Source organism: Paracidovorax avenae ATCC 19860 (assembly GCF_000176855.2).
Lineage (GTDB): Bacteria > Pseudomonadota > Gammaproteobacteria > Burkholderiales > Burkholderiaceae_C > Paracidovorax > Paracidovorax avenae.
Map to the genome: position 1 here is coordinate 1993576 of NC_015138.1, position 14063 is coordinate 2007638.

Here is a 14063-nt window from a genome sequence, read left to right on the forward strand (position 1 = left end):
CGGTGTGGGCGGGCGCTGGCAACCCGTCAGTCGCGGAAGTTGTCGAAGGACAGCGGCACGTCGGTGATGTCCTTGCGGATCAGTGCCATCACGGCCTGCAGGTCGTCGCGCTTGGCGCCGGTCACGCGCACTTTCTCTTCCTGGATCGCGGCCTGCACCTTGATCTTGCTCTCCTTGACGAGCTTCTGGATCTTCTTGGCCAGCTCGCTCTCGATGCCGTTGCGCACCTTGATGACCTGCTTGACCTTGTCGCCGCCGATCTTCTGCACGTCGCCCTTGTCGAGGAAGCGGACGTCCACGTTGCGCTTGGTGAGCTTGTTGCGCAGGATGTCCTCGACCTGCTGCAACTGGAACTCGGCATCGCCGAAGAGGGTGATTTCCTTGTCCTTGATCTCGATCGCGGCGGAGGTGCCCTTGAAATCGAAGCGGGTGCCGATTTCCTTGGCCGAGTTCTCCACGGCGTTCTTCACTTCCACGAGGTTGGCTTCACAGACGGTATCAAAAGAAGGCATGGCTTCGCTCTCGGTATCTCGGGTGGGGGGCCTCGCCGGCGAGGCCCGAATGCGACAATCCGGTGGATGTTAGTCGAGAAAAACGTCCCCCTGCAGGCCTGCAACACCTTCGGCATCGTGGCGCGCGCCCATACGCTGGTGCGCGCGCGCTCGGCCGACGACGTGCGGGCGCTGCTCGCCGATCCGCAGCTCGGTGCCGGCCCCCTGTTCGTGCTGGGCGGGGGCAGCAACATCGTGCTCACGGGCGACGTGAAGCCCGTCGTGCTCAAGATGGAGATTCCGGGCATCCGGCTGGTCGAGGAAACCCCGCGCGCCTGGATCGTGGAGGCCGGCGCGGGCGTGCGCTGGCACGACGCGGTCGCCTGGACGCTCGAGCACGGCTTTCCCGGGCTGGAGAACCTGGCCCTCATCCCCGGCACCGTGGGGGCCGCTCCCGTGCAGAACATCGGCGCGTACGGCGTCGAGCTGCAGGACCGTTTCGACTCGCTGGACGCCATCGACCTCGCCACGGGGCGCTCGTTCTCGCTGGACTCGGCCCAGTGCGCCTTCGGCTACCGGGATTCCGTCTTCAAGCACGCACCCGCCGGCACCGGTGCCGACACCGGCCTGCCCCGGGGGATGGGCCTGGCGGGCCGTGCGGTCATCACCCATGTCCGCTTCCGCCTGCCCAAGCCCTGGAGGCCGGAGCTGGGCTACCTCGACCTGGAGCGCAAGCGCCAGGAGGCAGGCGTGGAGCAGCCCACGGCCCGCCAGATCTTCGACTGGGTGTGCGAGGTGCGCCGCGCCAAGCTGCCCGATCCCGCCGTGCTCGGCAATGCGGGCAGCTTCTTCAAGAACCCGACCGTGACGCCCGAGCAGTGCTCGGACATCATCGCGCGCGACCCGAAGATCGTGCACTACCCGATGCCGGACGGCACCATCAAGCTCGCGGCCGGCTGGCTCATCGATGCCTGCGGCTGGAAGGGCAAGACGGTGGGCAAGGCCGGGGTGTACGAGAAGCAGGCCCTGGTGCTGGTCAACCGGGGCCGCGGCGGCGACAGTGTCACGGGCGGCGAGGTGATGACGCTCGCCAGGGCCATCCAGACGAGCGTCTATGAGCGCTTCGGCATCCGGCTCGAGCCCGAGCCCGTGGTGGTCTGAGCCAGCCGCAAGGTCCGTGCCGCCGGGCGTAAAAAAAAACCGCCCGGCCTCGCGGCGGAGCGGTTTCTGCGGGAGCGGGCCTGCCGCGGACGGCAGGGCCGCTGCGTTATTTCCGGTCGCTGTCGTCGCCCAACTGCGCCAGCGCGGCATTGCCGCCCAGCGACAGCAGGCCCGCCTGCGCATACACGCCGAGCTTGGCGCGCGTGTCCACGATATCCAGGTTGCGCATGGTCAGCTGGCCGATCCGGTCCGCCGGGCTGAACGGCGCGTCTTCCACCTTTTCCATCGACAGGCGCTCGGGCGCGTACGTCAGGTTGGGCGATTCGGTGTTCAGGATGGAGTAGTCGTTGCCGCGGCGCAGCTCCAGCGTCACGGTGCCGGTGACGGCGCGGGCCACCCAGCGCTGGGCGGTCTCGCGCAGCATGATGGCCTGCGGGTCGAACCAGCGGCCCTGGTAGAGCAGGCGGCCGAGCTTCAGGCCGTTCACGCGGTACTGCTCGATCGTGTCCTCGTTGTGGATGCCGCTCACCAGGCGCTCGTAGGCGATGTGCAGCAGCGCGAGGCCCGGGGCTTCGTAGATGCCGCGGCTCTTGGCCTCGATGATGCGGTTCTCGATCTGGTCGCACATCCCCAGGCCGTGGCGGCCGCCGATGCGGTTGGCTTCCAGGAACAGCTCCACCGGGTCGTTGAACTCGACGCCGTTCAGGGCCACGGGCTGGCCTTCCTCGAAGCGCACCGAGACTTCCTCGGCCTTGACGACCACGTCGTCCTTCCAGAACGCAACGCCCATGATCGGGTTCACGATGCGCATGCCGCTGTTGAGGAACTCCAGGTCCTTGGCCTCGTGCGTGGCGCCCAGCATGTTCGAGTCGGTGGAGTAGGCCTTCTCGGCGCTCATCTTGTAGCCGAAGCCTTCCTTCGTCATGAAGGCCGACATTTCGGCGCGGCCGCCCAGCTCGTCGATGAACAGCTGGTCGAGCCAGGGCTTGTAGATCTTGAGCGACGGGTTGGTCAGCAGGCCGTAGCGGTAGAAGCGCTCGATGTCGTTGCCCTTGAAGGTCGAGCCGTCGCCCCAGATGTGGACATCGTCTTCCTTCATGGCGGCCACCAGCATCGTGCCCGTGACGGCGCGGCCCAGCGGCGTGGTGTTGAAGTAGGTGGCACCGGCGGTGCGCACGTGGAAGGCGCCGGCCTGCAGGGCTGCGATGCCTTCGTGGGCCAGTTGCGTGCGGCAGTCGATCAGGCGGGCTTTCTCGGCGCCGTATTCCATCGCCTTGCGCGGGATGGCGTCGTAGTCGGGCTCGTCCGGCTGGCCCAGGTTGGCGGTGTAGGCGTAGGGCAGGGCGCCCTTGTTCTTCATCCAGCGCAGGGCCGCGCTGGTGTCGAGGCCGCCGGAGAAGGCGATGCCGACCTTCTGGCCGGCGGGGAGGTTCTGGAGGATGGTCGCCATGGAAATCTCGGGTCTTGTCGGGTGCGTCGGTGGCAGCGGAGCAGTGTCGGCCGCGGCTCAGCCGAAATGGCAGATGTAATGGTAGGCCTCGGTCACGCGGATCTCGAACTTCGAGTTGCCGGGCACGCTGAACTTCTCGCCCTCGCCGGACTTCACCCACGCGTCGGTGCCGTCCAGCTTGTATTCGCAGGCGCCGCCCACGCATTCCATGATCTCCGGCGCGCCCGTGTTGAAGGTGAGGGTGGCGGGCAGGATCACGCCGACCGACTTCTTCGTGCCGTCGGGGAAGGTGATGCCGTGGCTCACGCACTTGCCGTCGAAGTACACGTTGGCTCGGGTGGTGACGGACACGCCGTCGATCTTTTCGGTCGTCATGGATGCGCTGTTCTCTGAAAGGGGGAAGGAAGAGGGCGGAAGCCGAAGATTCTAGAGCGTGTCCGGCCGCGTCCTACACGGCATGCCCCGGCAGGGCCCCGCAGGCCGCCCGCGGCCCGGGCATGAAAAAGGAGCCCGGAGGCTCCTCGTCGCGGTGCGGCGCGTGGCATGGTATGGCATGCCGTGCGCGCCGGCTCAGCGCCAGTAGGGATCGGGCGGCGGGCCGTAGGGCCGCCCGTAGGCGTCGCGGTACTCGATGACCGTGGCGGCCGGGGGCGTCACGTAGGCCGGCGGGCCGGGCTGCGTGGACACGACCACGCCGGGCTGCACATAGGTCGTCGTGGTGCTGCTGTACACCGGCGCGCGCTGCGGTGCGCTCGCCAGGGGCTGGACGCTCAGCGGAATCCAGGCGCCCGGATCGTGCTGGGTGCGCGTGGTGTACTGGCGGCCTGCATATTCATACAGCACGTCGTAGCCCACCACGCGGTTTTCATAGTGCGTCTGGTTGGAGCAGCGCGTGACGTTCTGGTACTCGGGGCGGCTGCCCTCGATGTTGTTGCCCAGTATCGCGCCGCCGATCAGGCCCAGGGCGGTGGCGGCGACCCGGCCGCCACCATGGCCTATGGCATTGCCGGCGGCACCGCCGGCGACCGCGCCCAGCACGGCGCCGGCCCCCGTGGGGCGGGATTCTGAATAGATGGTCTCGTTGCCGCACACCTGCTGCGGGATGGCGACCTGCTGGGTGACCGGCGTCGCGGAGAGCACCCGGCCCTGTTCCTGGGCGCTCGCGTTCGTGGCTGCGGCGGTCGCCATGGCGGCGAGGGCGGTCCAGGCGATGATCTTTTTCATGGAGAAGCTCCTTTCGGTCGGCATACAACGCTCCGGCCTGTAGAAAAGTTTAGGCGCCGGCCGTGAAGCCGCCGGAGGAGGGACGTAAAACTCCGTAAAGTTCGGTGTCTTTCCGGCGGAGCGGTTGCCGTGTCACCGCTTGGAGGCGGCTGCGAGCCGTTCGTTCCATCGGGCGTCCTGGAAGCCCACCGTCACCTCGCCGCCGGCATCACCCGTCCATTCCACCACCGGCCGCTTGATGGCGCTGGGCTGCGCCTGCAGCAACGCGGCGGCGCTGGCCGGGTCGCGCACCGCGGCCTGGGCCTGCGGGTCCAGCTTGCGCCAGGTGGTGCCCTGGCGGTTCACCAGGGGCTCCCAGCCCAGCGACGCCATCCAGGCGGCGAGGCGCTCCGCCGGAACGCCCTGTTTCTTGAAGTCGTGGAAGCGGTACTCGACGCCGTGCTCCGTGAGCCACGTGCGGGCCTTCTTGACCGTGTCGCAGTTGGGAATGCCATAGACGATGGGGGTGGGGGTACTCATGCGCCCGATCATCCTGCAAGCCCGCCTCGGCGACAATCGCGGGCTCTATGCACACCACTTTCGACACCCTGGACGGCTGGCTGGCCCATTGCGAACGCATCCACCCGAAAACCATCGACATGGGCCTGGAGCGGGTGGGCGAGGTGGCGCGCCGGCTCGGGCTGCACTTTGCCTGCCCCGTGATCACGGTGGCCGGCACGAACGGCAAGGGCTCCACCTGCGCCATGCTGGAGGCGGTGGCGCTGCAATCGGGCTACCGCACCGGTGTCTATACCTCCCCGCACCTCGTGAAGTTCGAAGAGCGCTGCCGCATCCGCGGCGAGAGCGTCGGTGCGGACGATCTGGTGGAGCACTTCGCGGCCGTGGAGGCGGCCAGGACGCAGGACGGCGCGGAGGTGTCGCTGTCCTACTTCGAGTTCACCACGCTCGCCATCCTGCGCCTCATGAGCCAGGCGGGCCTGGACGTCGCCATCCTGGAAGTGGGCCTGGGCGGCCGGCTCGATGCCACCAACGTCGTGGATACCGATTGCGCGGTCATCACCAGCATCGACATCGACCACACGGAATTCCTGGGGCCGGACCGCGAATCCATCGGACGGGAGAAGGCCGGCATCATGCGGCCGGGCCGCCCCGCCATCGTGAGCGACCCCATGGCACCGCAGAGCGTGCTGGACCACGCGCGCGCGCTCGGCGCCGACCTGTGGCAGTTCGGCCAGGACTTCAATTTTTCCGGCGACAAGCAGCAGTGGGCCTGGGCGGGACGGGGCCGCCGCTATGCCGGGCTGGCCTACCCGGCACTGCGGGGCGCTAATCAGCTCGTCAATGCCTCGGGTGTGCTGGCAGCGCTGGAGGCGCTGCGCGACCGGCTGCCGATCACTGCCCAGGCCGTGCGCACCGGCCTGGCCATGGTGGAGCTGCCGGGACGCTTCCAGATCGTCCCGGGCCAGCCGACGCTGGTACTGGACGTGGCCCACAACCCGCATTCGGTGGCGGCGCTCACCGCCAACCTCGACGCCATGGGCTTTTTCCCGACCACGCACGCGGTCTTCGGTGCGATGGCAGACAAGGACCTCGCTCCCATGCTGGCCCGCATCGGCCCGCTGGTGGACCGCTGGTACTTCACCGACCTGCCGACGCCACGCGCCGAAACCGCTGCCGCCCTGCAGCAGAAGTGGAATGCCCTGCAGATCGTCGCGGGCGGGCGCCGCGAAGTGCGCACCAGCCTGCACCCGGACCCCTGGCAGGCACTGCAGGCGGCCGTGGGCGCTGCGGAGCCGACTGATAGAATCGTGGTCTTTGGCTCCTTCTATACGGTCGGCGGTGTGCTGCACCACGGAACGCCCCGCCTGCAGGCCAAGCACCTGGGCACTTGAGCATCCGACAGCGCACTCCCCGCACTGCATCCATGGCATTTTTCAAGTTTCGTTGGCCCGGCCGCAAGGAGCAGCCCGAGCAGCCCGCAAAGCCCGCCAAGCGGTCACGCGGAGGCGCCGCCCAGGCCGCGGAAAGCATCGAGGCGATGCGGCGGCGCGCCCGCCATCGCCTGATCGGCGCGGCCGTCCTCGTGCTGGCCGGCATCGTGGGCTTCCCGATGCTGTTCGATACCCAGCCGCGGCCCATCCCCGTGGACATCCCGATCGACATTCCCGACCGCAACAAGGTGGCGCCCCTGGTGGTGCCCGAGGCGGCGCAGGCAGCGTCCACTCCGGCTGCCACGGGCACTGCAGCCAAGCCCCCGGCGGCTCCCCCGGCCACGGCAGGGCTGTCCGATGGCGAGGAGGTGATCCAGCCGTCGCGCAGCGCCGCTGCGCCGGCGCCCCAGGCGCCCGCTCCCGTCCCGTCACCCGCTGCGGCGCCGCGGCAGGAAACGCACCATGCCGAGAGCCGTGCCGCTGCCTCGAAGCCCGAGGCCAGGCCGGCGAAGCCCGTCCACGAGACCAAGCCAGACACCAAGCCCGCAGTGGCCGAGACGCGCCCGTCCGCGGCGTCCCCTGCTGCCGTATCCCGCGACGACGCGGCGCGCGCCCGAGCTCTTCTCGAAGGACGGGAAGGATCTGCTGCCGCGCCCAAGGGCGACGACGGCGCGCGCCTGATCGTGCAGGTCGGTGCTTTCGCGGACGGCGACAAGGCCCGCGAAGTGCGCCAGTCGCTGGAGCGTGCGGGGCTCAAGACCTATACCCAGGTGGTGGATACCAAGGACGGCAAGCGCACGCGGGTGCGGGTCGGGCCTTTCGCCAGCAAGGCGGAGGCGGACAAGGCCGCGGCGCGCATCAAGGGCCTGGGCCTCTCGGCCTCGGTGCTTGCGCTGTAGCCCGCGTGGAGCGGGGCGGCATGGCGGCGCTGGACTGGATCTTCGTGGCGGCGTTGCTGGCCTCCCTGCTCCTGGGGGCCTGGCGCGGGCTGGTGTACGAGGTGCTTTCGCTGGCCGGCTGGGTGGTCGCTTTTTTCGTTGCGCAGTGGTGGGCGGCCGATGCGGCGGCGCTGCTGCCGATCTCGGAGTCGGCCGGCTCCATCCGCCATGCGGCGGGTTTCCTGCTGGTCTTCGTGGGCACGGTGTTCGCTTGCGGATTCGTCGCGTGGCTGGCCAAGAAGCTGATCGAGGCGGTGGGCCTGCGGCCGGCGGACCGGACGCTCGGCGCGGCGTTCGGCCTGCTGCGCGGCCTGGTGCTGCTGCTGGCCGCCACGCTCGTGGCCCTGTGGACACCGATCCACGAGGCCGTGTGGTGGAAAGAGTCCGCAACGGTCCCCATATGGACCGGGATGCTGTCGGTGCTGAAGCCGGCACTGCCGGAAACGCTCGGGCGGCACCTGCCCGGGTGAAGGTGTTTGTTTCGTGCGCGGCGGCCATCCCTGCAAAGGACGCCGCGGCGGGTTTTGGGGATATAGCGGGCACGGCCCGCATCTGGATGGAACGCTAACTATGTGTGGAATCGTCGGTGTGGTCAGCACGGCTCCCGTCAACCAGCTGATCTATGACGCCTTGCTGCTGCTGCAGCACCGGGGGCAGGATGCCGCGGGCATCGTCACGCAGCAGGAACGCAAGTTCTTCATGCACAAGGCCAAGGGCATGGTCCGCGACGTGTTCCGCACCCGCAACATGCGCGCGCTGCCCGGCACGGTGGGCCTGGGCCAGGTGCGCTATCCCACGGCCGGCAATGCCTACAGCGAGGAAGAGGCGCAGCCCTTCTACGTGAACGCGCCGTTCGGCATCGTGCTGGTGCACAACGGCAACCTCACCAATGCGCAGTCGCTGCGGGCCGAGCTGTTCTCCACCGACCATCGCCACACCAACACCGAGAGCGATTCCGAGGTGCTGCTCAACGTGTTCGCGCACGAGCTCGAGCGCGCCACGCGCGGCGTTCCGCTGCAGGTCGAGGACGTCTTCACCGCGGTGGCCGCCGTGCACCGGCGCGTGAAGGGCTCTTATGCCGTCATCGCGCTGATCGCGGGCCATGGCCTGCTGGCGTTCCGCGATCCGCACGGCATCCGCCCGATGTGCCTCGGCCGCAGCGCCGACGGTACCGTGATGGTGGGCAGCGAATCGGTGGCGCTCGAAGGCACCAACCACGTGTTCGAGCGCGACGTGCAACCCGGCGAGGCCGTGTTCATCACGCCCGACGGCACCGTGCATGCCCGCCAGTGCGCGCAGGCTCCGCAGCTCAACCCCTGCATCTTCGAGTTCGTTTACCTCGCACGGCCCGACTCCGTGCTGGACGGCATCTCCGTGTACCAGGCGCGGCTGAACCTCGGCGAGGCCCTGGCCAAGCGCGTGGTGTCCACGGTGCCGCCCAGCGAGATCGACGTGATCATCCCGATCCCCGAGTCCAGCCGCCCGAGCGCCACGCAGCTCGCGCACCTGCTCGGCATCCCGTACCGCGAGGGTTTCGTCAAGAACCGCTACGTGGGCCGCACCTTCATCATGCCGGGACAGGGCGTGCGCAAGAAGTCGGTGCGCCAGAAACTCAACGTGATCGCCAGCGAATTCAAGGGCCGCAACGTGCTGCTCGTGGACGACTCCATCGTGCGCGGCACGACCTCGCGCGAGATCGTGCAGATGGCCCGCGACGCCGGCGCGCGCAAGGTGTACCTCGCCAGCGCCGCGCCGCCGGTGCGCTACCCCAACGTGTACGGCATCGACATGCCCACCAGCAACGAGCTGGTCGCCCATGGCCGCACGGTGGAAGAGATCCGCCAGGCGATCGGCTGCGACGCGCTGATCTACCAGGACGTGAACGCCATGAAGAAGGCCGTGGGTTCGCTCAACGGCAGCATCGAGGGCTTCGACGCTTCGTGCTTCGACGGTGTGTACGTCACCGGCGACATCACTGCGCAGGACATCGCCCGCCTGAACGAGGGCCGCGTCGGCAAGGAGGAGCAGGAAGAGGACACTTCCCGCCTGGCCCTGCCGAACGCCCAGGACGCCTGAGGGGAGACGCCATGGCCCATGACAGAACGAACGGCGCCGGGGGACTCCCCGAAGGCCTGCATCCCGACACGCTCGCCGTCCGGGAATCCATCCCGCGCAGCCAGTACGGCGAGCACTCCGAAGCGCTCTACCTGAGCAGCAGCTTCGTGCAGCCCGACGCGCAGACCGCCGCGCTGCGCTTCGCGGGCGAAGAGGATGGCTACACCTACACCCGCACCGGCAACCCCACGGTGACGGCCTTCGAGCGCCGGCTGGCCGCCATGGAAGGCACCGAGACGGCGATCGGCACGGCGACCGGCATGTCCGCGATCCTGCTGATGTGCCTGGCGCTGCTCAAGGCCGGCGACCACGTGGTGTGTTCGCAGTCGATGTTCGGCTCCACCATCAAGCTGATCGGCGGCGAGCTCTCGCGCTTCGGCGTCGAGACCACCTTCGTGCCGCAGACGGATGCCTCTGCCTGGAAGGCGGCCCTGCGCCCCACGACGCGCCTGATGTTCGCCGAGACGCCCACCAACCCGCTCACCGACCTGTGCGACATCGCCGCGCTGTCGGCGATCGCGCGCGAGGCCGGCGTGCTGCTGGCCGTGGACAACTGCTTCGCGTCGCCCGCGCTGCAGCAGCCCGCGAAGTGGGGCGCGGACCTCGTCATCCATTCCGGCACCAAGTTCCTCGACGGCCAGGGCCGTGTCATGGCCGGTGCCGTGTGCGGCCCGCGCTCGCTCATCGACGACAAGCTCGGCCCCATGATCCGCAGCGCGGGCATGAACCTCTCGCCCTTCAACGCCTGGGTGGTGCTCAAGGGGCTGGAGACCCTGTCCATCCGCGTCCGCGCCCAGGCCGACAATGCCCTGCGCCTGGCCACGTGGCTTCAGTCGCACCCCGGCGTGGCGCGTGTCTATTACCCGGGCCTCGCCTCGCACCCGCAGCATGCGCTGGCGATGCGCCAGCAATCCGGCCTGGGCGGTGCGGTGCTCTCCTTCGACGTGAAGTCGCAGGAGGGTGCCGAGGCCGCGCGCCGCAGCGCCTTCCACGTGATCGACAGCACACGCGTCTGCAGCATCACCGCCAACCTGGGCGACGTGAAGACCACCGTCACCCATCCCGCGAGCACCTCGCACGGGCGCCTGACCGAGGCGCAGCGCCAGGCCGCCGGCATCGGCCAGGGGCTGATCCGCGTGGCCGTGGGCCTGGAACACATCGAAGACCTGAAGGCCGACCTCGCGCGCGGCCTGGATACCCTGCAATGAGCCAAAGCCTTTCTCCCGCTTCCTCCTCCAGCGGCGCGCAGCAGCGCGTGCGCACCCGTTTCGCGCCGTCCCCCACGGGCTTCATCCACCTGGGCAACATCCGCTCGGCGCTCTATCCGTGGGCTTTCGCGCGTGCCACGGGCGGCGACTTCATCCTGCGCATCGAGGACACCGACGTGGAGCGCTCGAGCCAGGCCGCCGTGGATGTCATCCTGGAAGGCATGCAGTGGCTGGGCATGGAGCCGGACGAGGGCCCGTTCTACCAGATGCAGCGCATGGACCGCTACAAGGAAGTGCTGGCGCAGATGCAGGCGCAGGGCCTGGTCTATCCGTGCTATATGAGCGTGGCGGAGCTCGATGCGTTGCGCGAGCGCCAGATGCAGGCCAAGCAGAAGCCGCGCTACGACGGCACGTGGCGCCCGGAAGAGGGCAAGACCCTGCCTCCGGTGCCCGAGGGCGTGCAGCCGGTGCTGCGCTTCCGCAACCCCGTGGGCGGTGCCGTGGCGTGGGAGGACAAGGTCAAGGGCCGCATCGAGATCCAGAACGACGAGCTCGACGACCTCGTCATCGCGCGCCCCGACGGCACGCCCACGTACAACTTCTGCGTGGTGGTGGACGACATCGACATGGCCATCACCCACGTGATCCGCGGCGACGACCACGTGAACAACACGCCGCGCCAGATCAACATCTTCCGCGCGCTCGGCAAGGAGCCGCCGGTGTATGCCCACCTGCCCACGGTGCTCAACGAGCAGGGCGAGAAGATGAGCAAGCGCAATGGCGCCAAGCCCGTCACGCAATACCGCGACGAAGGCTACCTGCCCGAAGCCATGGTGAACTACCTGGCGCGCCTGGGCTGGAGCCACGGCGACGACGAGATCTTCTCGCGCGAGCAGTTCCTGGAGTGGTTCGACCTGGACCACCTGGGCCGCAGCGCTGCGCAGTTCGACGAAGCCAAGCTACGCTGGGTGAACGCCCAGCACCTGAAGGCCATGCCCGACGAGCGACTCGCCCAACTGGTGGCGCCGCGCCTCGCGGCCCGCGGCATCGCGCAGGCCGATCTGGAAGACGGACGCCTGCCGCGCATCTGCGCACTCTTCAAGGACCGCTGCGACACGCTGTTGGCGCTGGCCGACTGGGCCCATGTGTTCTACGGCGAGGTGACGCCCAATGAAGAGGAGCGCGCCAGGCACGTGGTCGATGCGGTGAAGCCCGCGATCGCCGCGCTGTCGGAAGCGCTCGCGCGGTGCGCCTGGGACAAGGCCAGCATCGCCGCGGCCTTCAAGGAAGTGCTCACGGCCCAAGGCCTCAAGATGCCGCAACTGGCGATGCCGGTGCGCGTGCTCACCGTGGGCACGGCGCACACGCCGTCGGTCGATGCGGTGCTCGAACTGCTCGGACGCGAAAAAATTGCAGCGAGATTGCGAACGGCCTGAAAACCTGTCTATAATTCAAGGCTCAGGAGATGACGACGATAAATAACAATATCGACGGCATCGAAGTGGGGGTATAGCTCAGCTGGGAGAGCGCTTGCATGGCATGCAAGAGGTCAGCAGTTCGATCCTGCTTACCTCCACCAAACTGAATCAAGAACGGAAGTTCCCAGGTTTTGACCCTATCGTCTAGAGGCCTAGGACATCACCCTTTCACGGTGAGTACCGGGGTTCGAATCCCCGTAGGGTCGCCAAGTTCGTGGCACTTGGCTTGCATGGATGTGCAAGCGAAACAGCCGCCTGCCAGGAGTGGTAGTTCAGTTGGTTAGAATACCGGCCTGTCACGCCGGGGGTCGCGGGTTCGAGTCCCGTCCACTCCGCCAGATTCAAAGCCTTTGCAGGTGGTTCGCGCAAAGGTCGATATTTTGGTGATGCCGCAAGGCTTTGCCGGGATACGGGGGTATAGCTCAGCTGGGAGAGCGCTTGCATGGCATGCAAGAGGTCATCGGTTCGATCCCGTTTACCTCCACCAAACCTTTTTTGAAAACGGAAGTTCCCAGGTTTTGACCCTATCGTCTAGAGGCCTAGGACATCACCCTTTCACGGTGAGTACCGGGGTTCGAATCCCCGTAGGGTCGCCAAGTTCACGGCACTTGGCCTGCATGAGAATGCAGGTGAAACGCTGTCTGCCAGGAGTGGTAGTTCAGTTGGTTAGAATACCGGCCTGTCACGCCGGGGGTCGCGGGTTCGAGTCCCGTCCACTCCGCCAGCTCATTCAAGCCGGTCCATTCCGCGCTTGAAAGCATGAAAAGCCGCAGCGAGCAATCGTTGCGGCTTTTTTTCTTGCCTCCGGTCCATGCGATTTTTCCATCACCGCGTGCCTCCGCCGATGCCGTCTTCCCTCACATCCGCTCCGCCGCCGTCCTCCGCACCATCTGCCGGGCCAGCGGCATCCGCAACATCCCGCCTGGTGTCCATCGACGCACTGCGCGGCCTGGTGATCGTCTTCATGCTGCTCGACCACGTGCGCGAGACGTTCTTCATGCACCACCAGGTCACGGACCCCATGGCGTTGGCCGACACACCGCCAGCCCTGTTCTTCAACCGTGTCCTGGCACACCTGTGCGCGCCGGTCTTCATCTTCCTCGCGGGGCTGTCCGCCTTCCTCTACGGCAGCCGCCAGCCGGACGGGCGCCGGGCCGCCACGGTGTTCCTCGTGCAGCGCGGGCTGTTCCTGGTGTTGCTGGAACTCACGGTGGTGAATTTCGCGTGGACCTTCCAGTGGCCGCCGCAGGTGGTCTATCTGCAGGTGATCTGGGTGATCGGCCTGAGCATGCTGGCGCTGGCCCTGCTGCTGTGGCTGCCGCGCGGCGTGCTGGTGGCGGTCGGGCTGCTGCTGGTGGCGGGCCACAACCTGCTCGATGGCGTGCATTTTCCCGCGGGGCATGTGCTGCACGTGCCTTGGGCCATCCTGCACGACCGGGGATGGCTCGCCGTGGGAGACGGCCTGCGGATGCGCACGTCCTATCCGCTGCTGCCCTGGATCGGCGTGATCGCGCTGGGGTATGCCGCCGGCCCGTGGTTCACCGCCGGGGCAGATGCGGGGCAGCGGCACCGTTGCCTGGTGGCCTGGTCGGTGGGGGCACTGGCGTTGTTCTTCGCGCTGCGGTGGCTGAACGCCTATGGTGACCATCCCCGGGCGCTGGGTGCCACGCCGCTGGAAACCGTGATGGGTTTCCTGAACGTGACGAAGTACCCGCCCTCGCTGCTCTTCGTGGCGCTGACCTTGGGCCTCGGACTGGCATTGCTCGCCGCCTTCGAGCGCGTGCCGGCGCGGGCGGGGTGGCTGCGGGTGCTGGTGGCCTTCGGGGCCGCACCCATGTTCTTCTATGTGCTTCACCTGTACGTGCTGAAGGTGCTCTACCTCGGCGCGCTGGGACTCTGGGGGCCCAACCAGGGACGCTATTTCGGGTTCGACGCGGTGTGGCAGGTGTGGCTCTGCACGGCCGTGCTGGCCGCGCTGCTCTATGGGCCGGTGCGCGCGTTCGGGGCCTTCAAGGCGCGGCGAAAAGACCTGGCCTGGCTGCGGTTCCTGTAGAGCCGGCCACGCTT

At 67.9% G+C, this 14063-nt stretch carries 13 protein-coding genes and 6 tRNA genes; 14 read left to right on the plus strand and 5 right to left on the minus strand.

Annotated elements, in window-relative coordinates; translation table 11 throughout:
• Positions 1 to 26: 26 nt before the first annotated feature.
• The gene (locus ACAV_RS08870; RefSeq protein WP_011794984.1) at positions 27 to 512 is read right to left on the minus strand and encodes a YajQ family cyclic di-GMP-binding protein; all 486 of its coding nucleotides are present in this window, start codon (positions 510 to 512) and stop codon (positions 27 to 29) included.
• 66 nt (positions 513 to 578) lie between these two features.
• On the opposite strand from ACAV_RS08870, the gene murB reads away from it, so the two are divergent.
• Positions 579 to 1652 (plus strand): UDP-N-acetylmuramate dehydrogenase, encoded by a 1074-nt coding sequence (gene murB, locus ACAV_RS08875; RefSeq protein ID WP_013594230.1) that lies wholly within the window; start codon positions 579 to 581, stop codon positions 1650 to 1652.
• Between the two features lie 106 nt (positions 1653 to 1758).
• On the opposite strand, the gene argG is transcribed toward murB, so the two are convergent.
• From argG to ACAV_RS08895, 4 genes are all read right to left on the minus strand, one after another.
• On the minus strand, positions 1759 to 3102 hold the full coding sequence (gene argG / locus ACAV_RS08880; RefSeq protein ID WP_013594231.1) for an argininosuccinate synthase: 1344 nt from the start codon (positions 3100 to 3102) through the stop codon (positions 1759 to 1761).
• 57 nt (positions 3103 to 3159) lie between these two features.
• The gene (gene ppnP / locus ACAV_RS08885; protein ID WP_013594232.1) at positions 3160 to 3477 is read right to left on the minus strand and encodes a pyrimidine/purine nucleoside phosphorylase; all 318 of its coding nucleotides are present in this window, start codon (positions 3475 to 3477) and stop codon (positions 3160 to 3162) included.
• A 195-nt stretch (positions 3478 to 3672) separates the two neighbouring features.
• Positions 3673 to 4326, minus strand: coding sequence for a glycine zipper 2TM domain-containing protein (locus ACAV_RS08890; protein ID WP_013594233.1), 654 nt, complete (start codon positions 4324 to 4326; stop codon positions 3673 to 3675).
• 132 nt (positions 4327 to 4458) lie between these two features.
• On the minus strand, positions 4459 to 4857 hold the full coding sequence (locus ACAV_RS08895; RefSeq protein ID WP_013594234.1) for an ArsC family reductase: 399 nt from the start codon (positions 4855 to 4857) through the stop codon (positions 4459 to 4461).
• Positions 4858 to 4892: 35 nt separating this feature from the next.
• Here ACAV_RS08895 and folC point away from each other — a divergent pair, with 35 nt between their 5' ends.
• From folC to ACAV_RS08960, 13 genes are all read left to right on the plus strand, one after another.
• Positions 4893 to 6218 (plus strand): bifunctional tetrahydrofolate synthase/dihydrofolate synthase, encoded by a 1326-nt coding sequence (folC, locus tag ACAV_RS08900; protein WP_013594235.1) that lies wholly within the window; start codon positions 4893 to 4895, stop codon positions 6216 to 6218.
• Between the two features lie 32 nt (positions 6219 to 6250).
• The gene (locus ACAV_RS08905) at positions 6251 to 7156 is read left to right on the plus strand and encodes an SPOR domain-containing protein (RefSeq protein WP_013594236.1); all 906 of its coding nucleotides are present in this window, start codon (positions 6251 to 6253) and stop codon (positions 7154 to 7156) included.
• Positions 7157 to 7176: 20 nt separating this feature from the next.
• The gene (locus tag ACAV_RS08910) at positions 7177 to 7665 is read left to right on the plus strand and encodes a CvpA family protein (RefSeq protein WP_013594237.1); all 489 of its coding nucleotides are present in this window, start codon (positions 7177 to 7179) and stop codon (positions 7663 to 7665) included.
• Positions 7666 to 7765: 100 nt separating this feature from the next.
• Positions 7766 to 9271, plus strand: a complete 1506-nt coding sequence (gene purF / locus ACAV_RS08915; RefSeq protein ID WP_013594238.1) for an amidophosphoribosyltransferase — start codon at positions 7766 to 7768, stop codon at positions 9269 to 9271.
• A gap of 11 nt (positions 9272 to 9282) precedes the next feature.
• Positions 9283 to 10518 carry an O-succinylhomoserine sulfhydrylase gene (locus ACAV_RS08920; RefSeq protein ID WP_013594239.1) on the plus strand — a complete coding sequence of 412 codons (1236 nt, stop codon included), beginning with the start codon at positions 9283 to 9285 and terminating at the stop codon, positions 10516 to 10518.
• Entirely contained in the window at positions 10515 to 11954 is a 1440-nt protein-coding gene (gene gltX, locus ACAV_RS08925; protein ID WP_013594240.1) for a glutamate--tRNA ligase, read from the plus strand. The genes ACAV_RS08920 and gltX overlap by 4 nt, the downstream gene beginning before the upstream one ends.
• Before the next feature lie 67 nt (positions 11955 to 12021).
• A tRNA-Ala gene (locus ACAV_RS08930) sits at positions 12022 to 12097 on the plus strand.
• 32 nt (positions 12098 to 12129) lie between these two features.
• Positions 12130 to 12205, plus strand: a tRNA-Glu gene (locus tag ACAV_RS08935).
• A 52-nt stretch (positions 12206 to 12257) separates the two neighbouring features.
• Positions 12258 to 12334: transfer RNA gene (locus ACAV_RS08940), tRNA-Asp, on the plus strand.
• 73 nt (positions 12335 to 12407) lie between these two features.
• Positions 12408 to 12483: transfer RNA gene (locus tag ACAV_RS08945), tRNA-Ala, on the plus strand.
• A 33-nt stretch (positions 12484 to 12516) separates the two neighbouring features.
• Positions 12517 to 12592: transfer RNA gene (locus ACAV_RS08950), tRNA-Glu, on the plus strand.
• A gap of 51 nt (positions 12593 to 12643) precedes the next feature.
• A tRNA-Asp gene (locus ACAV_RS08955) sits at positions 12644 to 12720 on the plus strand.
• Between the two features lie 120 nt (positions 12721 to 12840).
• Positions 12841 to 14049 (plus strand): acetyltransferase domain-containing protein, encoded by a 1209-nt coding sequence (locus ACAV_RS08960; protein ID WP_013594241.1) that lies wholly within the window; start codon positions 12841 to 12843, stop codon positions 14047 to 14049.
• Positions 14050 to 14063 lie beyond the last annotated feature (14 nt).

Bases quoted from the DNA above. Each gene is read 5' to 3' on its own strand.
- ACAV_RS08910 (WP_013594237.1), top strand. From the start codon at position 7,177: ATGGCGGCGCTGGACTGGATCTTCGTGGCGGCGTTGCTGGCCTCCCTG.
- ppnP (WP_013594232.1), bottom strand. From the start codon at position 3,477: ATGACGACCGAAAAGATCGACGGCGTGTCCGTCACCACCCGAGCCAAC.
- gltX (WP_013594240.1), top strand. From the start codon at position 10,515: ATGAGCCAAAGCCTTTCTCCCGCTTCCTCCTCCAGCGGCGCGCAGCAG.
- murB (WP_013594230.1), top strand. From the start codon at position 579: ATGTTAGTCGAGAAAAACGTCCCCCTGCAGGCCTGCAACACCTTCGGC.
- ACAV_RS08895 (WP_013594234.1), bottom strand. From the start codon at position 4,857: ATGATCGGGCGCATGAGTACCCCCACCCCCATCGTCTATGGCATTCCC.
- purF (WP_013594238.1), top strand. From the start codon at position 7,766: ATGTGTGGAATCGTCGGTGTGGTCAGCACGGCTCCCGTCAACCAGCTG.
- ACAV_RS08905 (WP_013594236.1), top strand. From the start codon at position 6,251: ATGGCATTTTTCAAGTTTCGTTGGCCCGGCCGCAAGGAGCAGCCCGAG.
- ACAV_RS08890 (WP_013594233.1), bottom strand. From the start codon at position 4,326: ATGAAAAAGATCATCGCCTGGACCGCCCTCGCCGCCATGGCGACCGCC.
- argG (WP_013594231.1), bottom strand. From the start codon at position 3,102: ATGGCGACCATCCTCCAGAACCTCCCCGCCGGCCAGAAGGTCGGCATC.
- ACAV_RS08870 (WP_011794984.1), bottom strand. From the start codon at position 512: ATGCCTTCTTTTGATACCGTCTGTGAAGCCAACCTCGTGGAAGTGAAG.
- ACAV_RS08920 (WP_013594239.1), top strand. From the start codon at position 9,283: ATGGCCCATGACAGAACGAACGGCGCCGGGGGACTCCCCGAAGGCCTG.
- ACAV_RS08960 (WP_013594241.1), top strand. From the start codon at position 12,841: ATGCCGTCTTCCCTCACATCCGCTCCGCCGCCGTCCTCCGCACCATCT.
- folC (WP_013594235.1), top strand. From the start codon at position 4,893: ATGCACACCACTTTCGACACCCTGGACGGCTGGCTGGCCCATTGCGAA.